Genomic DNA, 21,145 nt, shown 5'->3' with positions numbered 1-21,145 from the left:
TGCGTCCCACCCGCCGCGTTGTCGTGCCACCCCTGCTTCGTCGGGCTCGAGCTGATCGTGAACGCGATGGCGATGGCCGAGATGAACCACAGCAATGCGTCGGCAATGCCGAGTGGTCGTACCCGGTGGTCGGAGGTCCGCGTCACACCGCTTCCGGTGCTCCGGGCGGGTCCGCCGGGGTGCGGCGCGGGGACCGGTTTGGTCGCATGTACCGCCATCCTGTAATCTTGGCAGTCGCTGCCCGGCGACAGCATCTGCTGTTCCGTGGCCGGTTCCCGATACCGAGAGCCACCAGTGGCCGAGGCGGCGGATTACCAGACCAGTCGTGCGGTGGACCCCGGTGCGAAACCGAGATACTACCGTGTGAACGAGTGCCGAGCACTATAGGAAGAAGGGCAGCCGACCGATGGCAACGTACGCGATCGTCAAGACCGGCGGAAAGCAGTACAAGGTCGCGGTCGGTGACCTGGTGAAGGTCGAGAAGATCGAGGGTGCGCCGGGCACCTCCGTGGCACTGTCGCCGGTGCTCGTCGTCGATGGCGCCGAGCTCACCACCGCGGCCGACGCGCTCGCGAAGGTTTCGGTCTCGGCCGAGGTGGTCGAGCAGACCAAGGGCCCGAAGATCCGCATCCACAAGTTCAAGAACAAGACCGGCTACCACAAGCGCCAGGGACACCGTCAGCCGCTGACGGTCCTGAAGGTCACCGGCATCAAGTAACCACCCCGCAGGGCCGCGCAGGCCCGCGCTGAAGGAGTATCAGCAATGGCACATAAGAAGGGCGCATCCAGCTCCCGGAACGGCCGCGATTCCAATTCCAAGCGGCTCGGCGTGAAGCGTTTCGGCGGGCAGTCGGTGAAGGCCGGCGAGATCCTGGTGCGGCAGCGCGGCACCCACTTCCACCCCGGCGTCAATGTCGGCCGTGGCGGGGACGACACCCTGTTCGCGCTCGAGGCGGGTGCTGTCGAGTTCGGTAGCAAGCGGGGTCGCAAGACCGTCAACATCGTGGTCCCGGAGCCGGTCGAAGCCTGACCGGCTGACGACTCCACCACAGCGAGCGGGTCAGGGTGACAAACCCTCGGCCCGCTTTTCGCGTTTCCACCCCCGGTGCCGCCGCCCCGACCGGGCCCGGTCCCGATTTCCGGCGCTGTGCCTTCCCGATTCCGGAACGCACTGCCCGCCCCACCCCGGAACGCACTGCCTGTTCCACCCCGGAACCCAGTGTCCGTCCCACCCCCCGAACTCCCTGAGGAGGATGATCCGGCCATGGCCAAGTTCATCGACCGTGTCGTTCTTCATGTCCGTGCCGGCAAAGGCGGGCACGGCTGCGCGTCGGTGCACCGGGAGAAGTTCAAACCGCTGGGCGGACCCGACGGCGGTAACGGAGGCAACGGCGGGGATGTGATCCTCGAGGTGGACGCCAATGTGCACACCCTGCTGGACTTCCACTTCCACCCGCACGCCAAGGCCGGTAACGGTAAACCGGGCGAGGGCGGCAACCGGGACGGGAAGAAGGGCGGGGAGCTGCTGCTGAAGGTCCCGGACGGAACCGTCGTGCTGGACGCCGACGGGGAGGTCTTGATGGACCTGGTCGGGGACGGTAACCGGTTCGTCGTCGCCAAGGGCGGCCGGGGTGGTCTGGGTAATGCGGCCCTGGTGTCGCGGGCCCGTAAGGCGCCCGGTTTCGCGCTGCTCGGCGAGGAGGGGGAGGCCCACGATGTGGTCCTCGAACTCAAATCCGTCGCCGACGTGGGGTTGGTCGGGTTTCCGTCCGCGGGGAAGTCGTCGCTGGTCTCGGTGCTGTCCGCCGCCAAACCGAAGATCGCCGACTATCCCTTCACCACATTGGTGCCGAACCTCGGTGTTGTGAACGCGGGCGATACGACGTTCACGATCGCCGACGTCCCGGGACTGATTCCCGGCGCCAGTGCGGGACGCGGCCTCGGCCTGGACTTCCTCCGGCATCTGGAACGTTGCGCGGTGCTGGCGCATGTGGTCGATCTGGCGACGCTGGAACCCGGCCGCGACCCCCTCTCCGATATCGACGCTCTCGAAGCCGAACTCGCCGCCTACAAACCCGCCCTCCGCGGTGACGTGAGCCTCGGCGACCTCGCGGACCGGCCGCGGGTGGTGATCCTGAACAAGGTCGACGTGCCCGAGGCGGAAGATCTCGCCGACCTGGTCACGCCCGAACTGCAGGAGCGGGGCTGGCCGGTGTTCCGGATCTCGGCGGTCGCCCATTCCGGCCTGCGGCAACTGACCTTCGCACTCGCCGAACTGGTGCAGGCCTACCGTGACGCGCACCCCGCGGCCGCACCGAAGCGGCCGGTGATCCGCCCGGTCCCGGTGGACGATTCCGGCTTCACTGTGCGCGCCGACCCGGAGGAGCCGGGCGGGTTCATCGTGCGCGGCACCCGGCCCGAACGCTGGGTGCGCCAGACCCAGTTCGACAACGACGAGGCCGTCGGTTACCTCGCCGACCGCCTGGCCCGGCTCGGTGTGGAGGACGAACTGGTGCGGCTGGGTGCGGAACCGGGTGCGCCGGTGACCATCGGCGAGGTGACCTTCGAATGGGAACCGCTGATCGCCGCGGGCACCGATATGGTCCCGACCGGCCGCGGTACCGATATCCGGCTCGAACAGACCGATCGGGTCAGCGCGGCCGAACGTAAGCACGCGTCGCGGGTGCGGCGCGGTCTGGTGGATGAGGAAAGCGAGGAGTAGGCGGGTGAACCAGGGTAACCACGGAGCGGGGGCACGGCCGTGATCCCGGTTCCGGCAGAACTCAGTGACGCCCGGCGTGCGATCGCCGGGGCCCGGCGGGTGGTGGTGAAGATCGGCTCGTCCGCGCTCACCAGCCTGACCGGTGGACTCGATATCGACCGGCTGGACCGGCTCGCCGATGCCATCGAGGCCCGGATGCGGGCCGGTTCCGATGTGGTCGTCGTATCGTCCGGGGCGATCGGCGCGGGCCTGGCCCCGCTCGGCTTGACCAGGCGGCCCCGTGACCTCGCGACCAAACAGGCCGCGGCCAGCGTCGGCCAGCTCGCACTGGTCCATGCCTGGGGCACCTCGTTCGCCCGGTACGACCGCACCGTCGGTCAGATCCTGCTCAGCGCCGACGATTTCGCCCGCCGGGAACACCACCGTAATGCGCAGCGCACCCTGGACCGGCTGCGCTCGCTGGGCGCGGTGGCGGTGGTGAACGAGAACGATACCGTCGCCACGGAGGAGATCCGGTTCGGCGACAACGACCGGCTGGCGGCGCTGGTGGCCCATCTGGTGGGCGCCGACGCCTTGTTCCTGCTCTCCGACGTGGCCGGGCTCTACGACGGTGATCCGCGCAAGGGCGACGCGAATTTCATCGGTGAGGTCCGCACCAGCGCCGATCTCGACGGGGTGATCGCCGGGAGCGGCGGTGTGCTCGGCACCGGTGGGATGGCCTCGAAACTGTCGGCCGCCCGGCTGGCCGCGGACGCCGGTGTCCCGGTGCTGCTGGCCGCGGCCGCCGCGGCCGCCGAAGCGCTCGGCACCGGTACGGTCGGCACCGCTTTCGCCGCCCGTCCGGTGCGACTGTCGGCGCGGCGGTTCTGGGTCCGGCACGCCGCCGACAGCCGGGGCGCGATCCTCATCGATACCGGGGCGGTCGAAGCCGTTGCCAAGGCCCGGCGCTCGCTGCTCGCCGCCGGAATCGTCGGGGTCCGCGGCCGGTTCCACGGCGGTGATGTGGTCGATCTCGTAGGCCCGGATCGCACGGTCGTGGCCCGCGGGGTCGTGGAATACGACGCCGCCGAACTCGCGACAGTGCTCGGCCGCTCGACCCGGGAACTGCCGGACGGTATGCAGCGTCCGGTGATCCACGCCGACGATCTGGTCCGCGTCTGACCGCGGGGACGACCTCGCCGGGGCGGGGCGAGGTCGCCGGGTCAGGCGATACGGCCCAGATGATCGGCTGTGCGGGTGGTCTCCGGTAGCCGGTAGCGCGGGGCCAGCCGCAGCACCAGCGCGCAGGCGGAGTCGAGGGTGAAGCGATGTCCGACCGAGACGAACAGCGGCTTGACCCCGGGCTGGGTGCGCAGGGCACGGCCGACGATTTCCCCGTCCACGGTGACCGGACCCGAATCACCGCGGGCCGGACCCGGCTCGTGATATTCGCCGGAGGATTTCTTCGCGACACCGATACTCGGCAGGTCGGTGAGCACACCCAGATGCGCGGCGAGGCCGAACCGGCGGGGATGGGCCAGCCCGTGACCGTCGCAGACCAGCACATCGGGCTCCACGCGCAGGGCTTCGAGCGCGCGGGTCAGCGGCGGTATCTCGCGGAATGCGAAAAGTCCCGAGATATAAGGGAACTCGATACGTTCCCGGACGACCGATTGGTCCACCACGGTCAGCGAATCCACATCCAGCACGGTGACCACGCCTATCGCGATATCGGGATCGCGGTAGGCGACGTCGAGGCCGGCGGCCCGCCGGATCGGGCCGTGCTCGTCGCCCACCCGTACCCGGTCCCGCAGTCGCTGCTGCACGGCGACGGCCTCGTCCGCGCCCACCGCCCAGTCGTGCATCTGCCGGACCCGTACCATGCCGGCAGCCTATCGGGCCCCGGGGACGACCGCGTAGCTGCGCAACCGTGCGGCGGCCCGTTCGTCGGCGAGTTCGACGCGCAGGTCGGGGTTCTCGTGGTAGAAGCGGATCAGCCAGTAGGTGGCCGCCGACCCGATCGAGAGTTTCTCCGCGTGGATACGTTTCGTGACCCGGCGACCGGGCTTGCGGCCGGGGCGGGAGATCTGGATGGTGCCCTTGGAATTGTTGCGCGACACCACCTCGATCTGTTCGATCGAGGTCCAGCTCACCATGTTCGCGATCGAGGTTTTGGTGGGCAGCACGATATGCATCGGTGTCAGCACCAGCCGGCGGATCTCCGGTCGCCGCGCGTACGCACAGAGATAGAGCAGGACCAGCCCGGCGGTGGTGAGAGCCACCCACGGTGGAATCGGCGGATGCGGATTCAGGGTGAGCGTGCCGGTCCAGGTGCCGATACCGAAGATCGCGCACAGTGTCGCCAGGCCGAGGAAACAGACGACCAGGGCGACCTCGTAACCGAGGGACCGGCGGATCTCCAGCGTGTCCTGCTCGTTGGCGAATCGCGCGCCTTCGATCCGGATCCGCGAACGGCCACGCGAGGTCGCCGAGAGCATCGGCAGGTAGGAGGCGACCCAGACGGCGGCCGCGATATGGAACGCCGGCTGTAACGGTTGCCCGGAATCCAGCGCGAGCGCGGCCTGCGCCAGCAGGAAAGTGGCGAGAACGGCTACCAGGAACACCGCCGGATAGGTCCAGCCGTACAGATTGCCCCACAGTTCCCGCGGGGGCGGGAAATAGTCCCGGGCCGGAACCGGCCGCGGATCGGCCACCGCGTCCGGCCCCGCAACGGCCTTCGGCTTCTCGGGGGATACGGTGTGCGGCTGGCTTGTCATCGGTACTACCTGTACTTCAGATTCGATCGGGCACCTGCGATGATATCGGCAATCGAAGGGCAACTCCGCCTCGTGCACCGTGTCGTCTGTGCGCCACCGTTCGAATCGGCGCCGGACCCGCCTTCGCCTCTCCGCCCCGGCCGGTGATCGCGGCGCGTTACGCCGCGACCCCGAACGGAAGATGCTCGCACGGTACGGGATTCGACGGCGGCCCTGCTCGGCGCACCGGTCGGCCACCCGGTTTCTCGGGGCCATGATCCGGACTCAGCCGGTGGACCCGTGAGGTGTCGCGGCGCGGCGGTAGCGGACGACCGGCACACCGTTGTCGACCGTGATCGTGGCGGCCACACCGTAGACGTCGCGCACGAGTTGCTCGGTGAGGGTTTCGGCGGGGGTGCCGTGCGCGGCGACCCGGCCCCGGTCCAGGACCAGCAGGTAGTCGCAGAACATCGCGGCGAGATCGAGATCGTGCAGGGCGACGACGGTGGTGAGCGGCAACCGCGTAACCAGGTCGAGGATATCGAGCTGATGGGCGATATCGAGGTGATTGGTCGGTTCGTCGAGCAGCAGCTCAGCGGGCTCCTGGGCCAGCGCCCGGGCGATCTGGGCGCGCTGCCGTTCGCCACCCGAGAGGGTGCTCCAGAAGCGGTGTGCGTGGCCGGTGAGCCCGGTGTCGCGCAGGGCCCGGTCGATCGCCGGCTCCTCGTCACCGTCCTGGCCGAACACATCGCGGTGCGGGATGCGTCCGAGCCGCACCACATCCCGCACGGTGATATCGACCTCGGTGTGCGCGTGCTGCCCGACCATGGCGATCCGGCGGGCCAGCGGGCGGCGGCCGAGGCGGTGCAGGGGTGTTCCGTCCAGGGTGATGCTGCCGCGATCCGGTCGTGAAACACCGGCCAGCAGGCGCAGCAGCGACGATTTACCGCAACCGTTCGGTCCCAGCAGACCCACGGTCTGCCCGGGTTCCGGCCGGACGGTCACCGCATCGACGACCAGGTTGCCGCCGCGGGTCCAGGACAGATCCTGTGCGTGCAGCGTCACCGTGCGCTCCGCGGGCTCGGTGTCCGGTTCGTGGCTGCCCGGCCGGTCACGGCGCGCTCCGGGTGCGGAACAGCAGCAGGGCGAAGGCGGGGACACCGACGAGTGCCGTGACGACGCCGACCGGTACCTCCTGCGGCGCGAACACGGTCCGGGCGAGCGCGTCGACCCAGACCAGCAGGATCGCGCCCAGTACCGCGGTCACCGGGATCAGCCGGCTGTGCCGGGGACCGACGAGGAAACGCGCGGCGTGCGGTAGCACCAGGCCGAGGAAACCGATCGCTCCGGTCGCGCTGACCATTACCGCGGTCATCAGCGCGGTGATCACGAGCAGGATCGGCCGGGTCCGGCCGACCGCGACGCCCAGGGTCGCGGCGGTCGACGAGCCGAAGGTGAACGCGTCCAGTGCGGAGGCGTACCACCGGCACAGCGCCAGCCCGGCGACGCATACGGCCGCGGTCGTGCCCACATCGGTCCAGGTGGCGCCCGCGAGTGAACCCAGCAGCCAGAACAGGATGCCGCGGGTCCGTTCGGCGTCGGCCGAGGACAGCACGACGAACGAGGTGAGCGCGGAGAACAGCTGGGTTCCGGCGACCCCGGCCAGGACCACCTTCGCGGTGCCGCCTCCGGCTCCCGCGGCCAGTACCAGCACCAGCCCGAACGATACGAGCGCACCGAGGAAAGCGCCGGTGGACAACGAGATCAGGCCGCCGCCCACACCGAGGACCGCCACCAGTACCGCCCCCGTCGACGCGCCGGAGGAAATCCCGAGCACGAACGGATCGGCGAGCGGATTGCGCAACAGCGACTGCATGACCACCCCGCACACCGCCAGGCCGGCACCGCAGACCGCGGCCAGCAGGGTTCGTGGCAGCCGCAACTGCCAGACGATGCCTTCGCGGATCGGCGAGACGGCCGCGGTGCCGAAACCGAGCTTCTCGAACAGCACCGCGTAGACCTCCCCGACCGACAGCTCGGCCGGACCGATCGTGATGGTGAAGGCCATCGAGACGACCAGTACGGCCGCCCCGACCATCACCAGCGCCGCCGTCGCGGGCGCGCGGGCGAGCCGGTCGGCGGTGCTCGACGCTGCGGAGCTCACGAACCGTAACCCCACCGCTCCAGGGCGTCGGCGACCTTCTCGACCCCGTCGACCGTCCGGATCGAGGGGTTCATATCGGCGCCGTTGACCACGATGTAGCGCCGCTCGCGGACCGCGGTCAGTTTCGCCGTCACCGGATTCGATTCCAGGAAGGCGATCTTGCTGTCCAGCGCGTCCCCGGCGAGGCTGCGCCGGCTCAGGTCGGCCAGGACCAGGGCGGTGGGGTCGCGGTCGAGGAGGGTCTCCCAGCCGACCTGCGGCCATTCGTCGGTGGTGTCATCGAAAACGTTCTTCGCGCCCACCGCGTCGGTGATGATCCCGGATGAGCCGCAGCAGCCCGCGACATACGGCGTGGAGGTGTCGGCGAACCAGTAGGCCAGCGAGACCCGCTCCGCGGCGATCCGCCCGGACGCGGCCGAGTAGCGGTCGCGCAGTTCGGTGACCAGCCGCTCCCCGCGGTCCGCGACATCGAAGACAGCGGCCAGGTCGCGGATCTCCCGGTAGACCGAATCCATGGTCAACGGTTCGGTGCGAGCACCGTCGGCATTGACGCTGATATCGGTTTTGCCGTCGCAGTCGGTCGGCGAGAGGTAGGTGGGGACACCCAGTTCGGTGAACTGCTGCCGCTCGGCCACGCCGCCGGGACCGAGGGTGCCGCCGAAGGAGGCGGCGACGAAATCCGGTTCCTTGTCCAGGACGACCTCGAACGAGGGTCGGTTGTCGGCCAGCCGCGGCACCCGCGCGTTGTCGGCGGCCAGGTTCTCCCGCACCGGATCGGTCCAGGTGGCGGTGCCGGCCATCCGATCGGCCAGACCGAGCGACAGCAGGATCTCCGCCGCCCCTTGATCGAGCGCGACCGCCCGCTGCGGCGGCGCCGCCACGGTGACCTCGACGCCGCAGTTCTCGATCGTCACCGGATAGCCGGCGGCGGACCCGGCGGCCGGACCGTCCGAGTCGGGCGCACCGGCACATCCGGCCAGCAGGAGGGTGGATACCACGGCGGTGACCGCCGAAGAAAAGGACCGCGTCACGGCGTGGACTCCTTGCGTCTGGGCCTGTGCGCGAGGCCGGAACCGAGCTCGGCGGATGAGTGATCGGACTCCACCATGTGGGTGTCACCGTTGCGCGCCAGTCCCGGATTTCCACCGGGTTCCCTCATCACGCCGCGACCGCAGTGCGGCCGCCGACCATGCTATCCGACAGTGAACTGGACGTTCGACCCGCTCGAGCCGGCGTACCGGCCGCGGGCGAATGCGACGGCGATTTCCTGCCAGCGCGCACCGTATGCCCTCCGCGATGCTCATAGGGCACGAACGGAAATGACGAAAGGAACGACATGTCGGAGAAGATCGTGGTGGTCACCGGGGCGACCCGCGGAATCGGACGCGCCACCGCGACGGCGTTCGCCCGCGCGGGTTACCGGGTGATCGTCACCGGACGCCGCGCGCCGGCGGTGGAGGCCGTGGTGGCCGAACTGCGGTCGGCGGGACTGGCGGCCGAAGGGGAGGTCCTCGACGTGTGCTCGGTGGACAGCGCGCGGTGCCTGCACGATTCCCTCGCCGAACGGCACGACCACATCGATGTCCTGGTGAACAATGCCGGCATCCTGCCCGAGGCCACCGCCACCGGCACGGTGAACTTCGCCCATCCCGGCGCGTTCACCGAGACATTGATGACCAACACCTTCGGCCCCGCCAATGTGATCGAAGCGCTGCTGCCGCTGGTGCGCCGCGCACCGGCCGGGCGGATCGTCAACATCTCCACCGAGATGGGCTCGCTCACCGAGCAGCGGAACCCGGAGTCGGCGTACTACTCGATGGTGGTCCCGGGCTACCAGGCGTCGAAGGCGGCACTGAACAGCCTCACGGTCGGGCTGGCGAAATCGCTCGCCGATACCGCCGTCCGGGTGACCTCGGTATGCCCCGGTTTCGTCGCGACCGAATTGGCTCCCGCGTCGGCCGACGCGCCGACGACGCCGGAGCAGGCCGCCCAGGTCGTCCTCGCGGCGGCGGAATCGCCGGAGGTGTCCACCGACGGTTCCTTCGTCGGCGCGCAGGGGGCCATCGCCTGGTAACGGGTCCGGGGGAGTGCTCAGTGCTGTACCCCGGCCGGCGACCGCGGCGGCCGTGATCCCCGCGGCGGCATATCGCACGAACGCCGCCACCTCGTCCCGGTGCCCGGCCCAATCATCCACCGCCGCACCGAGATAGCCGTCCCGCGCGCGGCGCAGCAACGCGGCGTGCGCGCCGGCGCCCGGGCCGCCGGTCGCTGGGCCGCTTCGGTTTTGGAGACCACCGCCCCGGTCTCCGCGGTGATCCACATCCGGGCCGGCGTCAGGACGGCATTGCGCTCGTCACCGTCCACGCCGGGCCGAGGTATTGCACTCCGGGACAGTGCGCGCCGCTGGGTGCTTCGTACTCCGCAGGGCCCCTTCGTGGTGCACGACGTCGTGCGGAGGGAGGACAGCGGAATCGGGGTTGTCACGGAGGCGCCGGACCGGGCAGGTGGTCTAGGTTCGAGTGGCGGTCCGGCTCGGGCCGGCCGGGGTGGGTCGTCGGACAAGTCGGAACAGCGAGGTCGTGGCATGGGTGCGGTTCGGACGGTCACCGGTTCCCGGCGAGAGCTGTCCGGACCCGAGGACCCGCAGCCGGTGCGCTGGTCGTGGCCCGCGCGGGTGGCGTTCCGGTTCGGAGTCGTCTACAGCGTGATCTTCTGCGTGATGATCGGGCAGATCCTGTTCGTCTTCGCCGGGTTCGCCCACCATTTCCTGCCCGATACCGCGCCGATGTGGCCGCTGATGGCCGCCGAATCGGTGCTGACGTGGGTGGGGCAGACGGTATTCGGCATCGAGGTGCAGTTCCACCGCGACTCCGGCAGTGGTGACCAGGCGATCATCTGGGTGATGGTGTTCACCGCGCTGGTGGTGGCGGGCGTGGCGGCGGCGCTGTGGTCGGTGCTCGACCGGCGGCGCCTCGCGTACCCGCGGGCCGGCGCGTGGTTCCTGACGATCCTGCGCTGGTGCGTCGCCGGGCAGATGCTGTTCTACGGCATCGCCAAGGCGGTGCCGACCCAGATGCCGCCGCCGCCGTTCTCGGCGCTCATCCAGCCCTTCGGTCAGCTCTCCCCGATGGCGGTGCTGTGGCTGCAGGTGGGTAGCGCGCCGGTATACGAGATCCTGCTCGGGGTAGCGGAACTGATCGGTGGCCTGCTGCTGCTGGTACCGCGCACGGCGACCCTCGGCGCGCTGCTGAGTGTGGTGAGCATGGCGCGGTGTCGTGGCAGCGGATGGACGGGGCGTTGGTGACGGTGCCCGCACAGGTCGACGCAACCGCGCACACCCTCACGGTCGCCGCTCCGGCCGGTACCGGCCCGGCGGGCATCCCGACCGCCGACTTCGCCTATACCCGTCCGGAACCCGGCATCCTGCGACTGGACGGAGAACTGGACGGCGGGCCGGTGACCATCGATCTACGAGCGACCGATCCCGCTGCCTTCCCGCTGAACGGTCCGCGGTTCCACTGGGTGCAGGACTATCCCGGTCAGTAGTGCTCCGCGGGGCCGCCTCAGGATTGTGGCGGAATGACTCCGGGCTGGTCGGGGGCGCGCTGTCCGGGCACCGGTCCGGTGATACCGGGCTGCCCGGCCGGATCCGAGAGCGGTACCGCGGTCGGATTCGGTGCCGCGGGCGGTTCCGGCTCCGCCGGATTCGGGGAAGCGGGTGGTTGTTCGGCCGCGGGCGGTTGGACGGGTGGCGCCGGGGGTGGTGCCGGTGCGGTATCCCCGGGAGGGGGCGCCGAGCCGTCGGTCGGCTCCGGAACCTCGGGTGCTGGTGGCCGCGGGGATCCGCCGCCGTGTTCCGGGGACGGCGCGGGGGTATCTTCCGGTGCCGTGGGACCCTCCGGCGTGGGAGCCGTCGGAGCCGAGTCGCCCTGCGGCACCGGCCGATCGGGGCCATCCCCGGACTCGGTGGCCTCACCGCCGGGTGCGGTGGAATCTCCTGCCGCCGGTGCAGATTCCGCGCCGACCGCCGAATCGATTCGAGCGCGGGGCGCCGGCGCCGGCCCGAGCGGAGGCAACGGACCGGGGGCGGCCGGCGGCTCGGGCAGCGCGGGCACCGCGGTACCCGCCGCAAGGTAGGCGGGTTTGTAGACCATGTTCATGGTGAGGATGGCCTCCTGGCGCAGCACCTCCTGCACCATTTGCGCGTCGATCACCTTGGCCGCCTCCAGCAGCCGGGCCAGCGCGCCGACCGGGCCGGAATCTCCGGGCGGTACCACCGCGATCTTCACCGCTTCCGCGGCCGCGGCCACCGCACCCAGGCGCAACCCCACCTGACCGAGCACGCCGGCCAGTTCCTCCACCGAATCGGCGAAACTTCGGGTACTGGCGAAGGCGGCGTCGGCGGCCTCACCATCCCATTCCATCGCGTTCATCACCCGGTCCGCGCCGGCACGGGTCAGCGGCAGCGAGGTCTGCAAGGTGGTGGCGGCGTGCATCCAGGTGCCGGAGGTCCGCAGGATCTCACCGGCATCGATCTGCTGCGTGGCTTGGTAGATGTCCTCGTGACGCATGGCCTCGAAATGCTCCATGGCGCTGATGTAATCGGGATCGGTCCCTGTCATAGAGCATCCTTCGAAGCGGTCGCATGCGGTCCGCGGAGGCGGAGGTTCCGCCGCATGGAACCTTCTTCGTAGCGGGTACATGTGTCGGCGGACGCAGCGAAGGTGAAGGTATCGCTGCACCGAACCTTCTTCCGGTGGGTACATGTGTCGGCGGAGGCCGCAGCGAAGGCGGAGGTATCGCCCCTCATCGGTCGAGCCTCGCTTCGAGGGCGCGTACCGCGGCGGCGTTCGCGGCGTCGGCCTCGTCGTAGAGTCCGCCGCTGACCAGGAACGCTTCCTTCATCCGGTAGGCCGCTTCGATGTAGTGGTCGAGCAGGGCGGCGGCGTCGCGGGCCTTGTGCCCGAACCCGGCCTGAAGCTGCTGCGCCGAGACCAGACCACCGAAACCGTGCGGGTCGGAGGCGTCTTCCAGGCGCTGTCGCAGGTAGATGAGCCGGTCGGCCTGGCGGTCGTAGAGTTCCGCGCAGCGGCGTGCCGCCTCCGGATCGAACTTGATCGTCCCCGTATGGGCTGCCTGGCGGAACCGGACGATCTCGGCGCGGCTGTCTTCGATCTTCATTGACTGGCGTACCCCTCCGTCGGTCAGGTCCAGCGTAGCCGGAACGGTGGCCCGGGGCAGCCGGTCCGGCGCGATACCGGCTCAGCCGGGTATCCGCTTCTGCAGGTGCGCGGCGAGTTGTTCGGGGGAGGCAGGCACCATGTGCACGTTCTCATCCACTTTTAGCAGGTAGCGGCCGTCGTTTTCGACATCGAGCCAGGTGTAGTGCAGCGGCGGCGGCGGATTCGGCCGGTCCAGGTGCGGTTCGATCCGGATGTGGCCGTCGGCGGTGTGCGGGGCGCGCAGCAGTTTCCGGATCAGCGGCGCGGCACGTTCTTCCTGGATGACGGTCTCGGTATCGCGGACCGCCGCGGCCGAGGCGGTGCGGGCCGGGTGGCGGCCGGCGGGCGCCTTCGGCAGCAGTGCCGCCAGCCGGGCGCCGAGTTTCGTCCTGTGCCCGATCGAGAGCTGGACCGGCCCGCCGAATTCCCGGGTGCGTCCGGGGGCCTGAACCGCCAGGACCGCGCGATCGTAGACGACGCAACCCAGTACGCGCAGTTCCCGGCCCGGTTCGGGGGCCCCGCCGATGGCGATCACCCGGGTCTGCGGCAGCGCGAGAATGCGCAGGCAGGCATCGAGATCGGGGTCCGGCGGGAACCGCTGGGCGAGTTCGGCGCGCAGGAGCCGGGCGTCGCGCTCGGTGCGCGGCGATTCGAGTATCCGCAGCGGATAGGGGATCCGGTCCAGGTCGGCGCGGCGCCATACATGCGCGAACTCGTCGGGGGTCAGGCTCCAACTCACGCGGAATCACATCCTCACCGAAACCTGCGCGGGCCTTCTCAGACTATCGGTTGTTTCGCGCGGACCCGACTCGGCACGGCCGGGGCCGGTGGACCCCGCGGTCGGACACAAAACCCGAATACGCGGTGGACGAGGTCGTTCTCGGGTTTACTCGTCGGCACGGACGACGATGTCCTGTTGTGGCAGACCGGGTTGGAGGTCGGTTCTTGCGGGTGCTCGGGACGGACGATACCGAGACGGAGATCAGGGCGCGGTGTGGTGCGGCCCCCCGGCCGTGCGCGCCGGGGGAGCGACTACCGGGGTGGACGGGCGTCGCGTGTGCTTTCCGCCGCGGGAGCGGGCGATGGCGGGGGTGATCCGGGGCGCGGGCGAGCCGGTGGCGCCGGGGGAACCGCGGATCTGGGACGATGCCACCACCGCCGAGGTCTTCCCCGGGGCCACCGCACCGCTGACCTTCACCCTCGCCGCCGGTATTTACGGCCGGGTCTGCCGCGAATACGCGCGTTCGCTCGGTGTCCCGGCGGACCAGCTGGCGCAGACGGATGCGTGGACGCCGTATCTGCTGGGCAGTTTTCACGGACGGGTCTATCTCGATCTGCTGCACTGGTATCGGCTTGCGGCGATCGCGCCCGGCCACCGGCTGAACCGGCGCGGACTGGAGGCGGTGCTGGGCGCGCCCGACCCGCTGCTCGACGAGATCGCGGAAACGCTGCGTCCCTTCACCTTCGAGTCGGGGGCGCGCCGGGTCCGCTCGCGGGTCCGGACGACCGCGGCCTTCGTGCACCGGGCGCTGCGGACGGAATCGATGATGCGGGAGTTCCGCACCGAGTTCGACCGCGTCTGTGACCGTTACGAGGCGACGGACTACACGCACGGGGAGCACGCCTACGCGGAGTATCGGCGCCTGGACCGGGAGCTGGTCCTGCTGTGGGGTCCCGTGACGGTCCTGGACGCCCTCGCGCTGATCCTCACCGGCGCCGTGGTCGCGCTGACCGAGGCCTATCTGCCGGAGGCGCCCGCGTCGTTCCGGTACGCGGCGCTGCGGCCTCCCGCGGATACCGGATCACCCGGCGCATCGGAAAACCCGGCCGTCGGGGAGCCGGTCGTCACCGGAGAGGACCCGGACGCCTACCTCGACCGGATGCTGGGCGGTCCGCGCCGATGGCTCTACGACCTGGTGCGGGTGCGCGCGGCACGCTGTGCCGCGCACCGGGACACCATCCGGTCGAGCCGGACCCGTGCGGCGGGCCTCGTCGAGGCCATGATCCGGGTGATGGCCGGTGACCTCGCCGGGCGCGCGATTCTCCGCGAGCCCGCCGATATCCGGTATCTCACCGCCGGCGAACTGCGCGCCTGCTACGACCGGGTGCCGATACCGGATCTGCAAGCCCGGATCGCGGTCCGGAAGGCAGCCCACGCCGCCGGCGAGCTCTCGGCTCCGGTACGTTTCAGTACCGAAGGCCCGGATTTCTCGGATGGGGAACTGGCAGAACAGGGTTGGTCGCCGCGTGACCGGATCGCGGCCGCGCGCGACGGCGATGTGCTCACCGGAACCGCGTCCGCCGCGGGCGTGGCCGAGGGGACGGCGGTGGTGGCGGACCGATCGGGCGATCCGGCCCCGGGGGTCCTGGTCACCGAGGGCGCCGATCCGCACTGGGTGGCGGCACTACCCTCGGCGTCGGCCCTGGTGATCGAACACGGTGGCCCGCTCACCGTGGTGGCGACCATCGCCCGTGCGCTCGGTGTGCCCACGGTGGTCCGGGTGCCGGGATGTACCGCGAAACTGCGGACCGGTATGCGCCTGCGGGTGGACGGGTCCGCGGGCACGGTGACGGTGTTGTCCGGGGTGGGCCGGAGATGAGGTGGAACAGATGACCGATCCGCAGACCGCGCAACCCGCCGCGCCGCCCCCGCCGGACCCGCTGGCGGCCCTGTTGTCGGCACTCACCCCGGCCGAGGACAAGGCCGGCGCCTACCACGGCGACACCTATGTGCTCGAATGCATCGATCAGCTGCGGCGGTTGCGGGTCGACCCCGCCGCGTTCGCGTCCCGCCATTCGCTGCTGCTGCTGGCGCCGGGCGCCATCGTCTCCCGGGCGGTGGATCCGACGCTGAAATGGCTGTCCGGCAACGGCTTCCGGGTAGTCGACGCGGCCGCCGTGCCGTTGAACCGGCATCTGGTGCGCGCCCTGTGGCGCTACAGCTGGAATACCGCCTCACCGGAGCGGCGCCGGCTCACCGATCTGCTGGCCGGGATATCCGAGGCGCTGCTGCTGGTCGTCACCGGACCCGACGGTGAGCTTCCGGCCCCGGTGCGGCTGGCCGAAGGCGCGGGTCCCGACGATCCGGCGCAGCGCCGCCCGGGACAGTTGCGCTATCTCCTCGGACAGCGCAGCACGGTGCTCAACCCCGTGCACACCCCGGAAGACCCCGCCGATGTCGTGCGCGAACTGGCCATCTTCTTCCCCGAGACCCGCCGTGCCGAGGTGATCTCGCGGGCCTACACCGGCGCCGACAGCGCCGAGACCGCCCGGACCCTCGCCGATGCCCTCTACGCCCGGACGCCGTGCCGTTCCTTCGACAAGTCCGTCGCGCTCGATCGCCTCCTGCGCGATCTGGATCGTGCGGGCGCGCCCGCGCCGGCGGATTTCGATACCGGGTCCGCGGGCGCCTGCGCCGCGATGCTGACCCGGGCGCTGGCGGCCGGACTGGATATCGACCCGTGGTCGGCGGTCGTCCTGGGCGCGGAGGTGCTGCCGATGCGGGCCGACGCCGGACCACGGGCCCTGCGCTCGGTGACCGCGGCCGACTGGCGGGCCGGCGCGCGCTGACCCCGGGTATGCCGACGAGCGTGTCACCGGTAATCGGCCACCTGCGAGAATTCGCGAATGCACATCGCGATCGGCCTGGTTGTCCTGGTGGCCTCGGCGGCGGCCGTGGCGGCGCTGGCGCGCCGAGCCGGCATCTCCGAGCCCCTCGCCCTGACCGTGGCCGGGGTCGCCGCGTCGTATCTGCCGTTCGTCCCCGAGGTCCATCTGGAACCGGAGGTGGTGCTGCTCGGCCTGCTGCCGCCGCTGCTGTACACGGCGGCGATCCGTACCTCGCTGGTGGATTTCCGGGCCAATATCGGCGCGATCGCGCTGCTGTCGGTGGGGCTGGTCCTGTTCAGTACGTTCGCGGTGGCCGCGGTCGTCTGGTGGCTGCTGCCGGTGCCGTTCGCCGTGGCCGTGGCGCTGGGCGCGGTGGTGGCGCCGCCGGATGCCGTGGCCGCGACCGCGGTGGCGCGGCGGATCGGGATGCCGCGCCGGATCGTGTCCATTCTCGAAGCGGAGTCGCTGTTCAACGACGCGACCGCACTGGTGGCATTGCGCACCGCGATCGCGGCGTCGGCGGGTGCGGTCTCGGTGTGGAACGCCGGCGGTGATTTCCTGCTCGCCGCCGGTGGCGGCGCGGTGGTGGGAATCGCGGTCGCGTACGCGCTCGCCCTGCTGCGCCGGCGGATCACCGACCCGGTCCTGGATACGACCCTGTCCTTCCTGGCGCCGTTCCTGGCCTATCTGCCGGCCGAGGAGATCCACGCCTCCGGCGTGATCGCCGTGGTGACCTGCGGGATGATCCTCGGGCACGGGGCACCGGTGTGGCAGAGCGCGGCCTCGCGTACCGCCGAACGCATCAACTGGGGCACCGTGCAGTTCATCCTGGAGAGCGCGGTGTTCCTCATCATCGGGCTGCAGGTGAACACGATCGTCCGGGACGCGTGGGCGAGCGGGCTGGACCACGGCACCCTGATCGTCACGGCGATCGCGGTGCTGCTGGCGGTGATTCTGGCGCGACCGGTCTGGATCTTCGGCTATGCCCTCCTCGAGCGGGTGTTCGGGCGGTCGCCGGCGCCCGCGGCCCATTCGACCGTGGTCTCCTGGGCGGGGATGCGCGGGGTGGTGACCCTGGCCGCCGTGCTGCTGCTGCCCGCGAACACTCCACAGCTGCCGGTATTGAAACTGCTGGCTCTGGTCGTCGTCGCGGGCACTCTGCTGCTCCAGGGCACCTCGCTGTCGTGGCTGGTCCGGCGGCTGCGGCTGCGTGGGCCGAGCCGTGCCGAGGACGCGCTGCAGAAGGCGAATCTGCTGACCCAGGCGTCCAACGCGGGGCTCGCCGCGCTGGACGCGGCGATCGGTCCGGACACCCCGGAGGAGGTCGTGCACTCCCTGCGCGACCGGGTCACCTGGCGGACCAATGCGGCCTGGGAGCGCCTGGGCCGGCCGGAATCCGAGCTGGCGACCCCCACCGCCGAATACCGCCGGTTGCGGTTGGAGATGTTGCGGGCCGAACGGGAGACGGTGCTGCGGGTCCGCGACTCGGGCGGGGTGGACTACGAGATCCTGCAGCACGTCCTGGCCCGGCTGGATCTCGAGGAGTCCATGATCGACCGGTTCGACGAGGGCGACGAGGAGGAGCGGCCCGAGCCGCTGGCGGTCCCGGGCGGCGCGGCCGAGGACTGCGCGCATCTGCGGGCAGCCCCGCTGGTGTGCGAATCCGACGGGCCGGACGTGTGTGCGCAGTGTGTGGCGGAGGGCCTGACATGGGTACATCTGCGCATGTGTCTGACCTGCGGAAATATCGGCTGCTGTGATTCCTCGCCGGGGAACCACGCGGCCGGGCACTACACCTCGACCGATCATCCGGTCATGCGCAGCGTGGAGCCCGGCGAGGCGTGGCGCTGGTGCTATGTCGACGAACTCCTCGGCTGACCTCGATCGGCCTCTCTCGGCGCGCGGTATCCACCGGTGTGCGGCCGGGTCCGGGACTGCCGCACCCGGCGTCGCGGGCGACGCAGGTGAGCGTGCCGGTTCCCGGGATCGCTCGGGCCCCGCGGTCGAGAGCGGACCTCCAGGTGGTGCGGGGCGACCAGCTGCCCGAATCGGCCCCGCAGGATCGGCAGCGACAGCCGGCCCTGTCCGCCGGCTACCCGACAGCGCTCGGGCGGCACCGGGGTGTCCCGGGGCGATTCCGGCAGCCGGGGCGACAGCGGCGGGCGGGGCCGGCCGCTGTCGGTGGCCTGCGGCAGGATGGGCGCCATGACGACAGCACCGGGCAGCACCATGGGCGGGGCCGGCGAAGTCGCCGGCGAACTACGAGAGCACGCGGAGGCGCTGCTGCGCGAGCTCGCCGGGCCGGGCGCCCGCTTGCGGGAGGACCAGTGGACCGCGATCGAAGCGCTCGTGGTCGGTAAACGACGGGCTCTGGTGGTGCAGCGCACCGGGTGGGGTAAATCCGCGGTCTACTTCATCGCGGCGAAACTGTTGCGCGCGCGGGGTCGCGGGCCCACCGTCATCGTCTCGCCGTTGCTGGCCCTGATGCGCAACCAGGTCGCCTCGGCCCAGCGGGCCGGAGTGGTCGCGGCGACGATCAACTCCGGCAATGTCACCGAATGGGACGAGATCCACCAGCAGGTGGCCGCCGGTTCGGTGGATGTACTGCTGGTCAGCCCCGAACGACTGAACAACCCCGATTTCCGGGACCAGGTACTGCCCCGGCTCGCCGCCGACGCCGGGCTGGTGGTCATCGACGAAGCGCACTGCGTCTCCGACTGGGGCCACGATTTCCGCCCGGACTACCGCCGCATCCGTACGCTGATCGCCGACCTCGGCGCCGACGTACCGGTTCTGGCCACCACCGCCACGGCCAACGACCGGGTGGTGACCGATGTGGCCGGGCAGATCGGCACCGACACCCTGGTCCTGCGCGGGGACCTCGACCGTGAGTCGCTGCACCTGTCGGTGGTCCGTTTCGACGACGCGGTGGAGCGCACCGCCTGGCTCAGCGGTCGGCTGGACCGGTTGCCGGGTTCCGGGATCGTGTACACCCTGACCGTGGCCGGCGCCCACGACCTCGCCGATGTGCTGAACTCCCACGGCCACAAGGTGGCCGCCTACACCGGCCAGACCGACCCCACCGAACGGGAAGCCCTCGAGGCCGCCCTGCTGAACAACGAGGTCAAGGCGCTCATCGCCACCTCCGCGCTGGGCATGGGCTTCGACAAGCCCGATCTGGGTTTCGTGGTCCATGTGGGCGCGCCGTCCTCGCCGATCTCCTACTACCAGCAGGTCGGCCGTGCCGGGCGCGCGACCGAACGCGCCGAGGTGGTCCTGCTGCCCGGTCCCGAGGACACCCGCATCTGGAGCTACTTCGCCTCGGTCGCCTTTCCCCGCGAACATGTGGTCCGGTCCGTCCTCGAAGCGCTGGACCGGGAGCGTCCGCAGTCCACCGCCGCCCTGGAACCGCTGGTCGAACTGAACCGCTCCCGGCTCGACATGGTGCTGAAGGTGCTCGATGTGGACGGCGCGGTCCGCCGGGTGCGTGGCGGCTGGCTCGGCACCGGCGAGCCCTGGACCTACGACGCCGACCGGTACGAACGGCTCGAGGCCGCCCGCACGGCCGAACAGCAGGCCATGCTCGACTACCAGAGCACCACCGGCTGCCGGATGGAATTCCTGCGCCGTCAGCTCGACGATCCGGCGCTGCTGGCCGCCGCGCCGGGTACCGGCGCCTGCGGCCGCTGCGACAACTGCACCGGCGAGTATCGCGAGACCACCGTCGACACCGCGGCGGTGGCCGCCACCCGGGCCCGGCTCGACCGGCCCGGTATCGATCTCGCGCCGCGTAAACAGTGGCCGACCGGGATGGCGAAACTGGGGGTGCCGCTGTCCGGCAAGATCGCCGAGGGCGCCGAGACCGGACGGGTGCTGGGCCGGCTGAATTCGCTGGGCTGGGGCCGGCGGCTGCGCCCGATCCTCGACGGTCCCGACGGCCCGGTTCCCGACGAGGTGGTCGACGCGTGCGTTCCGGTCCTGCGGGAATGGGACTGGGCCGTCCGGCCCACCGCGGTAATGGCCCTGGAGTCCGAGACGCATCCGGTGCTCACCGGATCGCTGGCCGAACGTCTCGCCGGGATCGGCCGGCTGCGTAACCTGGGCACCCTGCGCATTCGTCCGGACCGGCCACCGGTCTCCGCCGTCAACTCGGCCCACCGGGTCGCCGCCCTGTACGACGGGTGGGAGGTTCCCGACCTCGGGGCGGCGGACGGTCCCGTCCTGCTGGTGGACGCCCTCACCGACACCGGCTGGACGTTCACCGTCGCGGCGTGGGCGCTACGCCGGGCGGGCGCCCCGGCGGTTCTCCCGTTCGCCCTGGCGACCCCGGCCTGACCGGTGCGTCCGGGATGTCCGCCCGCCGGGTTCGCCCCTTGGCGGTGGGCAGCCGGTCGAGCAGCGCGAACAGGCCGATCAGCACCACGGCCAGGACGACCACCAGAAGTGTGTTGGTCACCGCGGTCGCGTATCCGTTTCGTGTGACATCCAGGAACGGATACGGGTACCAGTCCGTCACGGTGCCGTGGGCGAAGGTGTAACCGATCCAGGCGACCGGCCAGATCAGCGCGGCGGAGACCGTGCGCCGGTCGACCCGGGGCCGGGGCCCGAACAGCAGCCGGGCGGCCGGACCGGCCGGCCGCGCTCGTGACAGCGACACGCGACAGCGGATGCGTAACCGGGCCCGGGTGCGGCA

General features: G+C 70.8%; 21 protein-coding genes and 1 riboswitch. Of the genes, 11 read left to right on the top strand and 10 right to left on the bottom strand.

Annotated elements, in window-relative coordinates; genetic code table 11:
- The first annotated feature begins 406 nt into the window (after window positions 1-406).
- From rplU to proB, 4 genes are all read left to right on the top strand, one after another.
- Window positions 407-718, top strand: coding sequence for a 50S ribosomal protein L21 (gene rplU / locus ACLML9_RS03805; RefSeq protein ID WP_030523233.1), 312 nt, complete (start codon window positions 407-409; stop codon window positions 716-718).
- A 45-nt stretch (window positions 719-763) separates the two neighbouring features.
- Window positions 764-1,030 (top strand): 50S ribosomal protein L27, encoded by a 267-nt coding sequence (gene rpmA, locus ACLML9_RS03800; RefSeq protein WP_063129452.1) that lies wholly within the window; start codon window positions 764-766, stop codon window positions 1,028-1,030.
- A gap of 234 nt (window positions 1,031-1,264) precedes the next feature.
- Window positions 1,265-2,722, top strand: a complete 1,458-nt coding sequence (obgE, locus tag ACLML9_RS03795; RefSeq protein ID WP_411944147.1) for a GTPase ObgE — start codon at window positions 1,265-1,267, stop codon at window positions 2,720-2,722.
- A gap of 42 nt (window positions 2,723-2,764) precedes the next feature.
- Window positions 2,765-3,883, top strand: coding sequence for a glutamate 5-kinase (gene proB, locus ACLML9_RS03790; protein ID WP_411944151.1), 1,119 nt, complete (start codon window positions 2,765-2,767; stop codon window positions 3,881-3,883).
- 41 nt (window positions 3,884-3,924) lie between these two features.
- Here the strand turns inward: proB and ACLML9_RS03785 are convergent, their stop codons facing one another.
- From ACLML9_RS03785 to ACLML9_RS03765, 5 genes are all read right to left on the bottom strand, one after another.
- Entirely contained in the window at window positions 3,925-4,584 is a 660-nt protein-coding gene (locus tag ACLML9_RS03785) for an endonuclease V (protein WP_411944146.1), read from the bottom strand.
- A gap of 9 nt (window positions 4,585-4,593) precedes the next feature.
- Window positions 4,594-5,478, bottom strand: a complete 885-nt coding sequence (locus ACLML9_RS03780; RefSeq protein WP_411944145.1) for a hypothetical protein — start codon at window positions 5,476-5,478, stop codon at window positions 4,594-4,596.
- Between the two features lie 264 nt (window positions 5,479-5,742).
- On the bottom strand, window positions 5,743-6,522 hold the full coding sequence (locus ACLML9_RS03775; RefSeq protein ID WP_411944144.1) for an ABC transporter ATP-binding protein: 780 nt from the start codon (window positions 6,520-6,522) through the stop codon (window positions 5,743-5,745).
- A 46-nt stretch (window positions 6,523-6,568) separates the two neighbouring features.
- Window positions 6,569-7,555 carry a FecCD family ABC transporter permease gene (locus ACLML9_RS03770; protein ID WP_411944150.1) on the bottom strand — a complete coding sequence of 329 codons (987 nt, stop codon included), beginning with the start codon at window positions 7,553-7,555 and terminating at the stop codon, window positions 6,569-6,571.
- A gap of 62 nt (window positions 7,556-7,617) precedes the next feature.
- Window positions 7,618-8,652, bottom strand: coding sequence for an ABC transporter substrate-binding protein (locus ACLML9_RS03765; RefSeq protein WP_411944143.1), 1,035 nt, complete (start codon window positions 8,650-8,652; stop codon window positions 7,618-7,620).
- Between the two features lie 35 nt (window positions 8,653-8,687).
- Window positions 8,688-8,821, bottom strand: a riboswitch (cobalamin riboswitch).
- A gap of 136 nt (window positions 8,822-8,957) precedes the next feature.
- Between ACLML9_RS03765 and ACLML9_RS03760 the strand changes: the two genes are divergently transcribed.
- On the top strand, window positions 8,958-9,695 hold the full coding sequence (locus ACLML9_RS03760; RefSeq protein WP_411944142.1) for an SDR family NAD(P)-dependent oxidoreductase: 738 nt from the start codon (window positions 8,958-8,960) through the stop codon (window positions 9,693-9,695).
- Window positions 9,696-9,712: 17 nt separating this feature from the next.
- Here ACLML9_RS03760 and ACLML9_RS03755 read toward each other — a convergent pair whose 3' ends face one another.
- On the bottom strand, window positions 9,713-10,207 hold the full coding sequence (locus tag ACLML9_RS03755) for an aminoglycoside adenylyltransferase domain-containing protein (protein WP_411944141.1): 495 nt from the start codon (window positions 10,205-10,207) through the stop codon (window positions 9,713-9,715).
- Here ACLML9_RS03755 and ACLML9_RS03750 point away from each other — a divergent pair.
- Entirely contained in the window at window positions 10,206-10,925 is a 720-nt protein-coding gene (locus ACLML9_RS03750) for a hypothetical protein (protein WP_411944140.1), read from the top strand. The genes ACLML9_RS03755 and ACLML9_RS03750 overlap by 2 nt on opposite strands.
- Entirely contained in the window at window positions 10,892-11,167 is a 276-nt protein-coding gene (locus ACLML9_RS03745) for a hypothetical protein (RefSeq protein WP_411944139.1), read from the top strand. Before ACLML9_RS03750 ends, ACLML9_RS03745 begins: the two co-directional genes overlap by 34 nt.
- Window positions 11,168-11,184: 17 nt before the next feature.
- Here the strand turns inward: ACLML9_RS03745 and ACLML9_RS03740 are convergent, their stop codons facing one another.
- The 3 genes from ACLML9_RS03740 to ACLML9_RS03730 all read right to left on the bottom strand — a co-directional run bounded on the left by ACLML9_RS03740 (window position 11,185) and on the right by ACLML9_RS03730 (window position 13,582).
- Window positions 11,185-12,243, bottom strand: a complete 1,059-nt coding sequence (locus ACLML9_RS03740; protein ID WP_411944138.1) for a hypothetical protein — start codon at window positions 12,241-12,243, stop codon at window positions 11,185-11,187.
- A gap of 184 nt (window positions 12,244-12,427) precedes the next feature.
- On the bottom strand, window positions 12,428-12,802 hold the full coding sequence (locus tag ACLML9_RS03735) for a hypothetical protein (RefSeq protein WP_411944137.1): 375 nt from the start codon (window positions 12,800-12,802) through the stop codon (window positions 12,428-12,430).
- 81 nt (window positions 12,803-12,883) lie between these two features.
- Complete coding sequence (locus tag ACLML9_RS03730; RefSeq protein WP_411944136.1) at window positions 12,884-13,582, bottom strand: ESX secretion-associated protein EspG; 699 nt, start codon at window positions 13,580-13,582, stop codon at window positions 12,884-12,886.
- A 343-nt stretch (window positions 13,583-13,925) separates the two neighbouring features.
- Between ACLML9_RS03730 and ACLML9_RS03725 the strand changes: the two genes are divergently transcribed.
- The 4 genes from ACLML9_RS03725 (at window position 13,926) to ACLML9_RS03710 (ending at window position 20,787) form a co-directional block, all read left to right on the top strand.
- Window positions 13,926-15,443 carry a PEP-utilizing enzyme gene (locus ACLML9_RS03725; RefSeq protein WP_411944135.1) on the top strand — a complete coding sequence of 506 codons (1,518 nt, stop codon included), beginning with the start codon at window positions 13,926-13,928 and terminating at the stop codon, window positions 15,441-15,443.
- A gap of 10 nt (window positions 15,444-15,453) precedes the next feature.
- Complete coding sequence (locus ACLML9_RS03720; protein ID WP_411944134.1) at window positions 15,454-16,413, top strand: nucleoside-diphosphate kinase; 960 nt, start codon at window positions 15,454-15,456, stop codon at window positions 16,411-16,413.
- Window positions 16,414-16,470: 57 nt separating this feature from the next.
- A complete protein-coding gene (locus tag ACLML9_RS03715) occupies window positions 16,471-18,330 on the top strand; it encodes a Na+/H+ antiporter (RefSeq protein WP_411944133.1) in 1,860 nt (619 codons plus the stop codon).
- A gap of 327 nt (window positions 18,331-18,657) precedes the next feature.
- Entirely contained in the window at window positions 18,658-20,787 is a 2,130-nt protein-coding gene (locus ACLML9_RS03710) for a RecQ family ATP-dependent DNA helicase (protein ID WP_411944132.1), read from the top strand.
- On the opposite strand, the gene ACLML9_RS03705 is transcribed toward ACLML9_RS03710, so the two are convergent.
- Window positions 20,711-21,109, bottom strand: coding sequence for a Pr6Pr family membrane protein (locus tag ACLML9_RS03705; protein ID WP_411944131.1), 399 nt, complete (start codon window positions 21,107-21,109; stop codon window positions 20,711-20,713). The two genes, ACLML9_RS03710 and ACLML9_RS03705, sit on opposite strands and share 77 nt — an antisense overlap.
- Window positions 21,110-21,145 lie beyond the last annotated feature (36 nt).

Source organism: Nocardia sp. NPDC002869 (assembly GCF_046764065.1).
GTDB lineage: Bacteria > Actinomycetota > Actinomycetes > Mycobacteriales > Mycobacteriaceae > Nocardia > Nocardia rhamnosiphila.
This window is presented reverse-complemented; position numbering and strand designations above follow the sequence as displayed.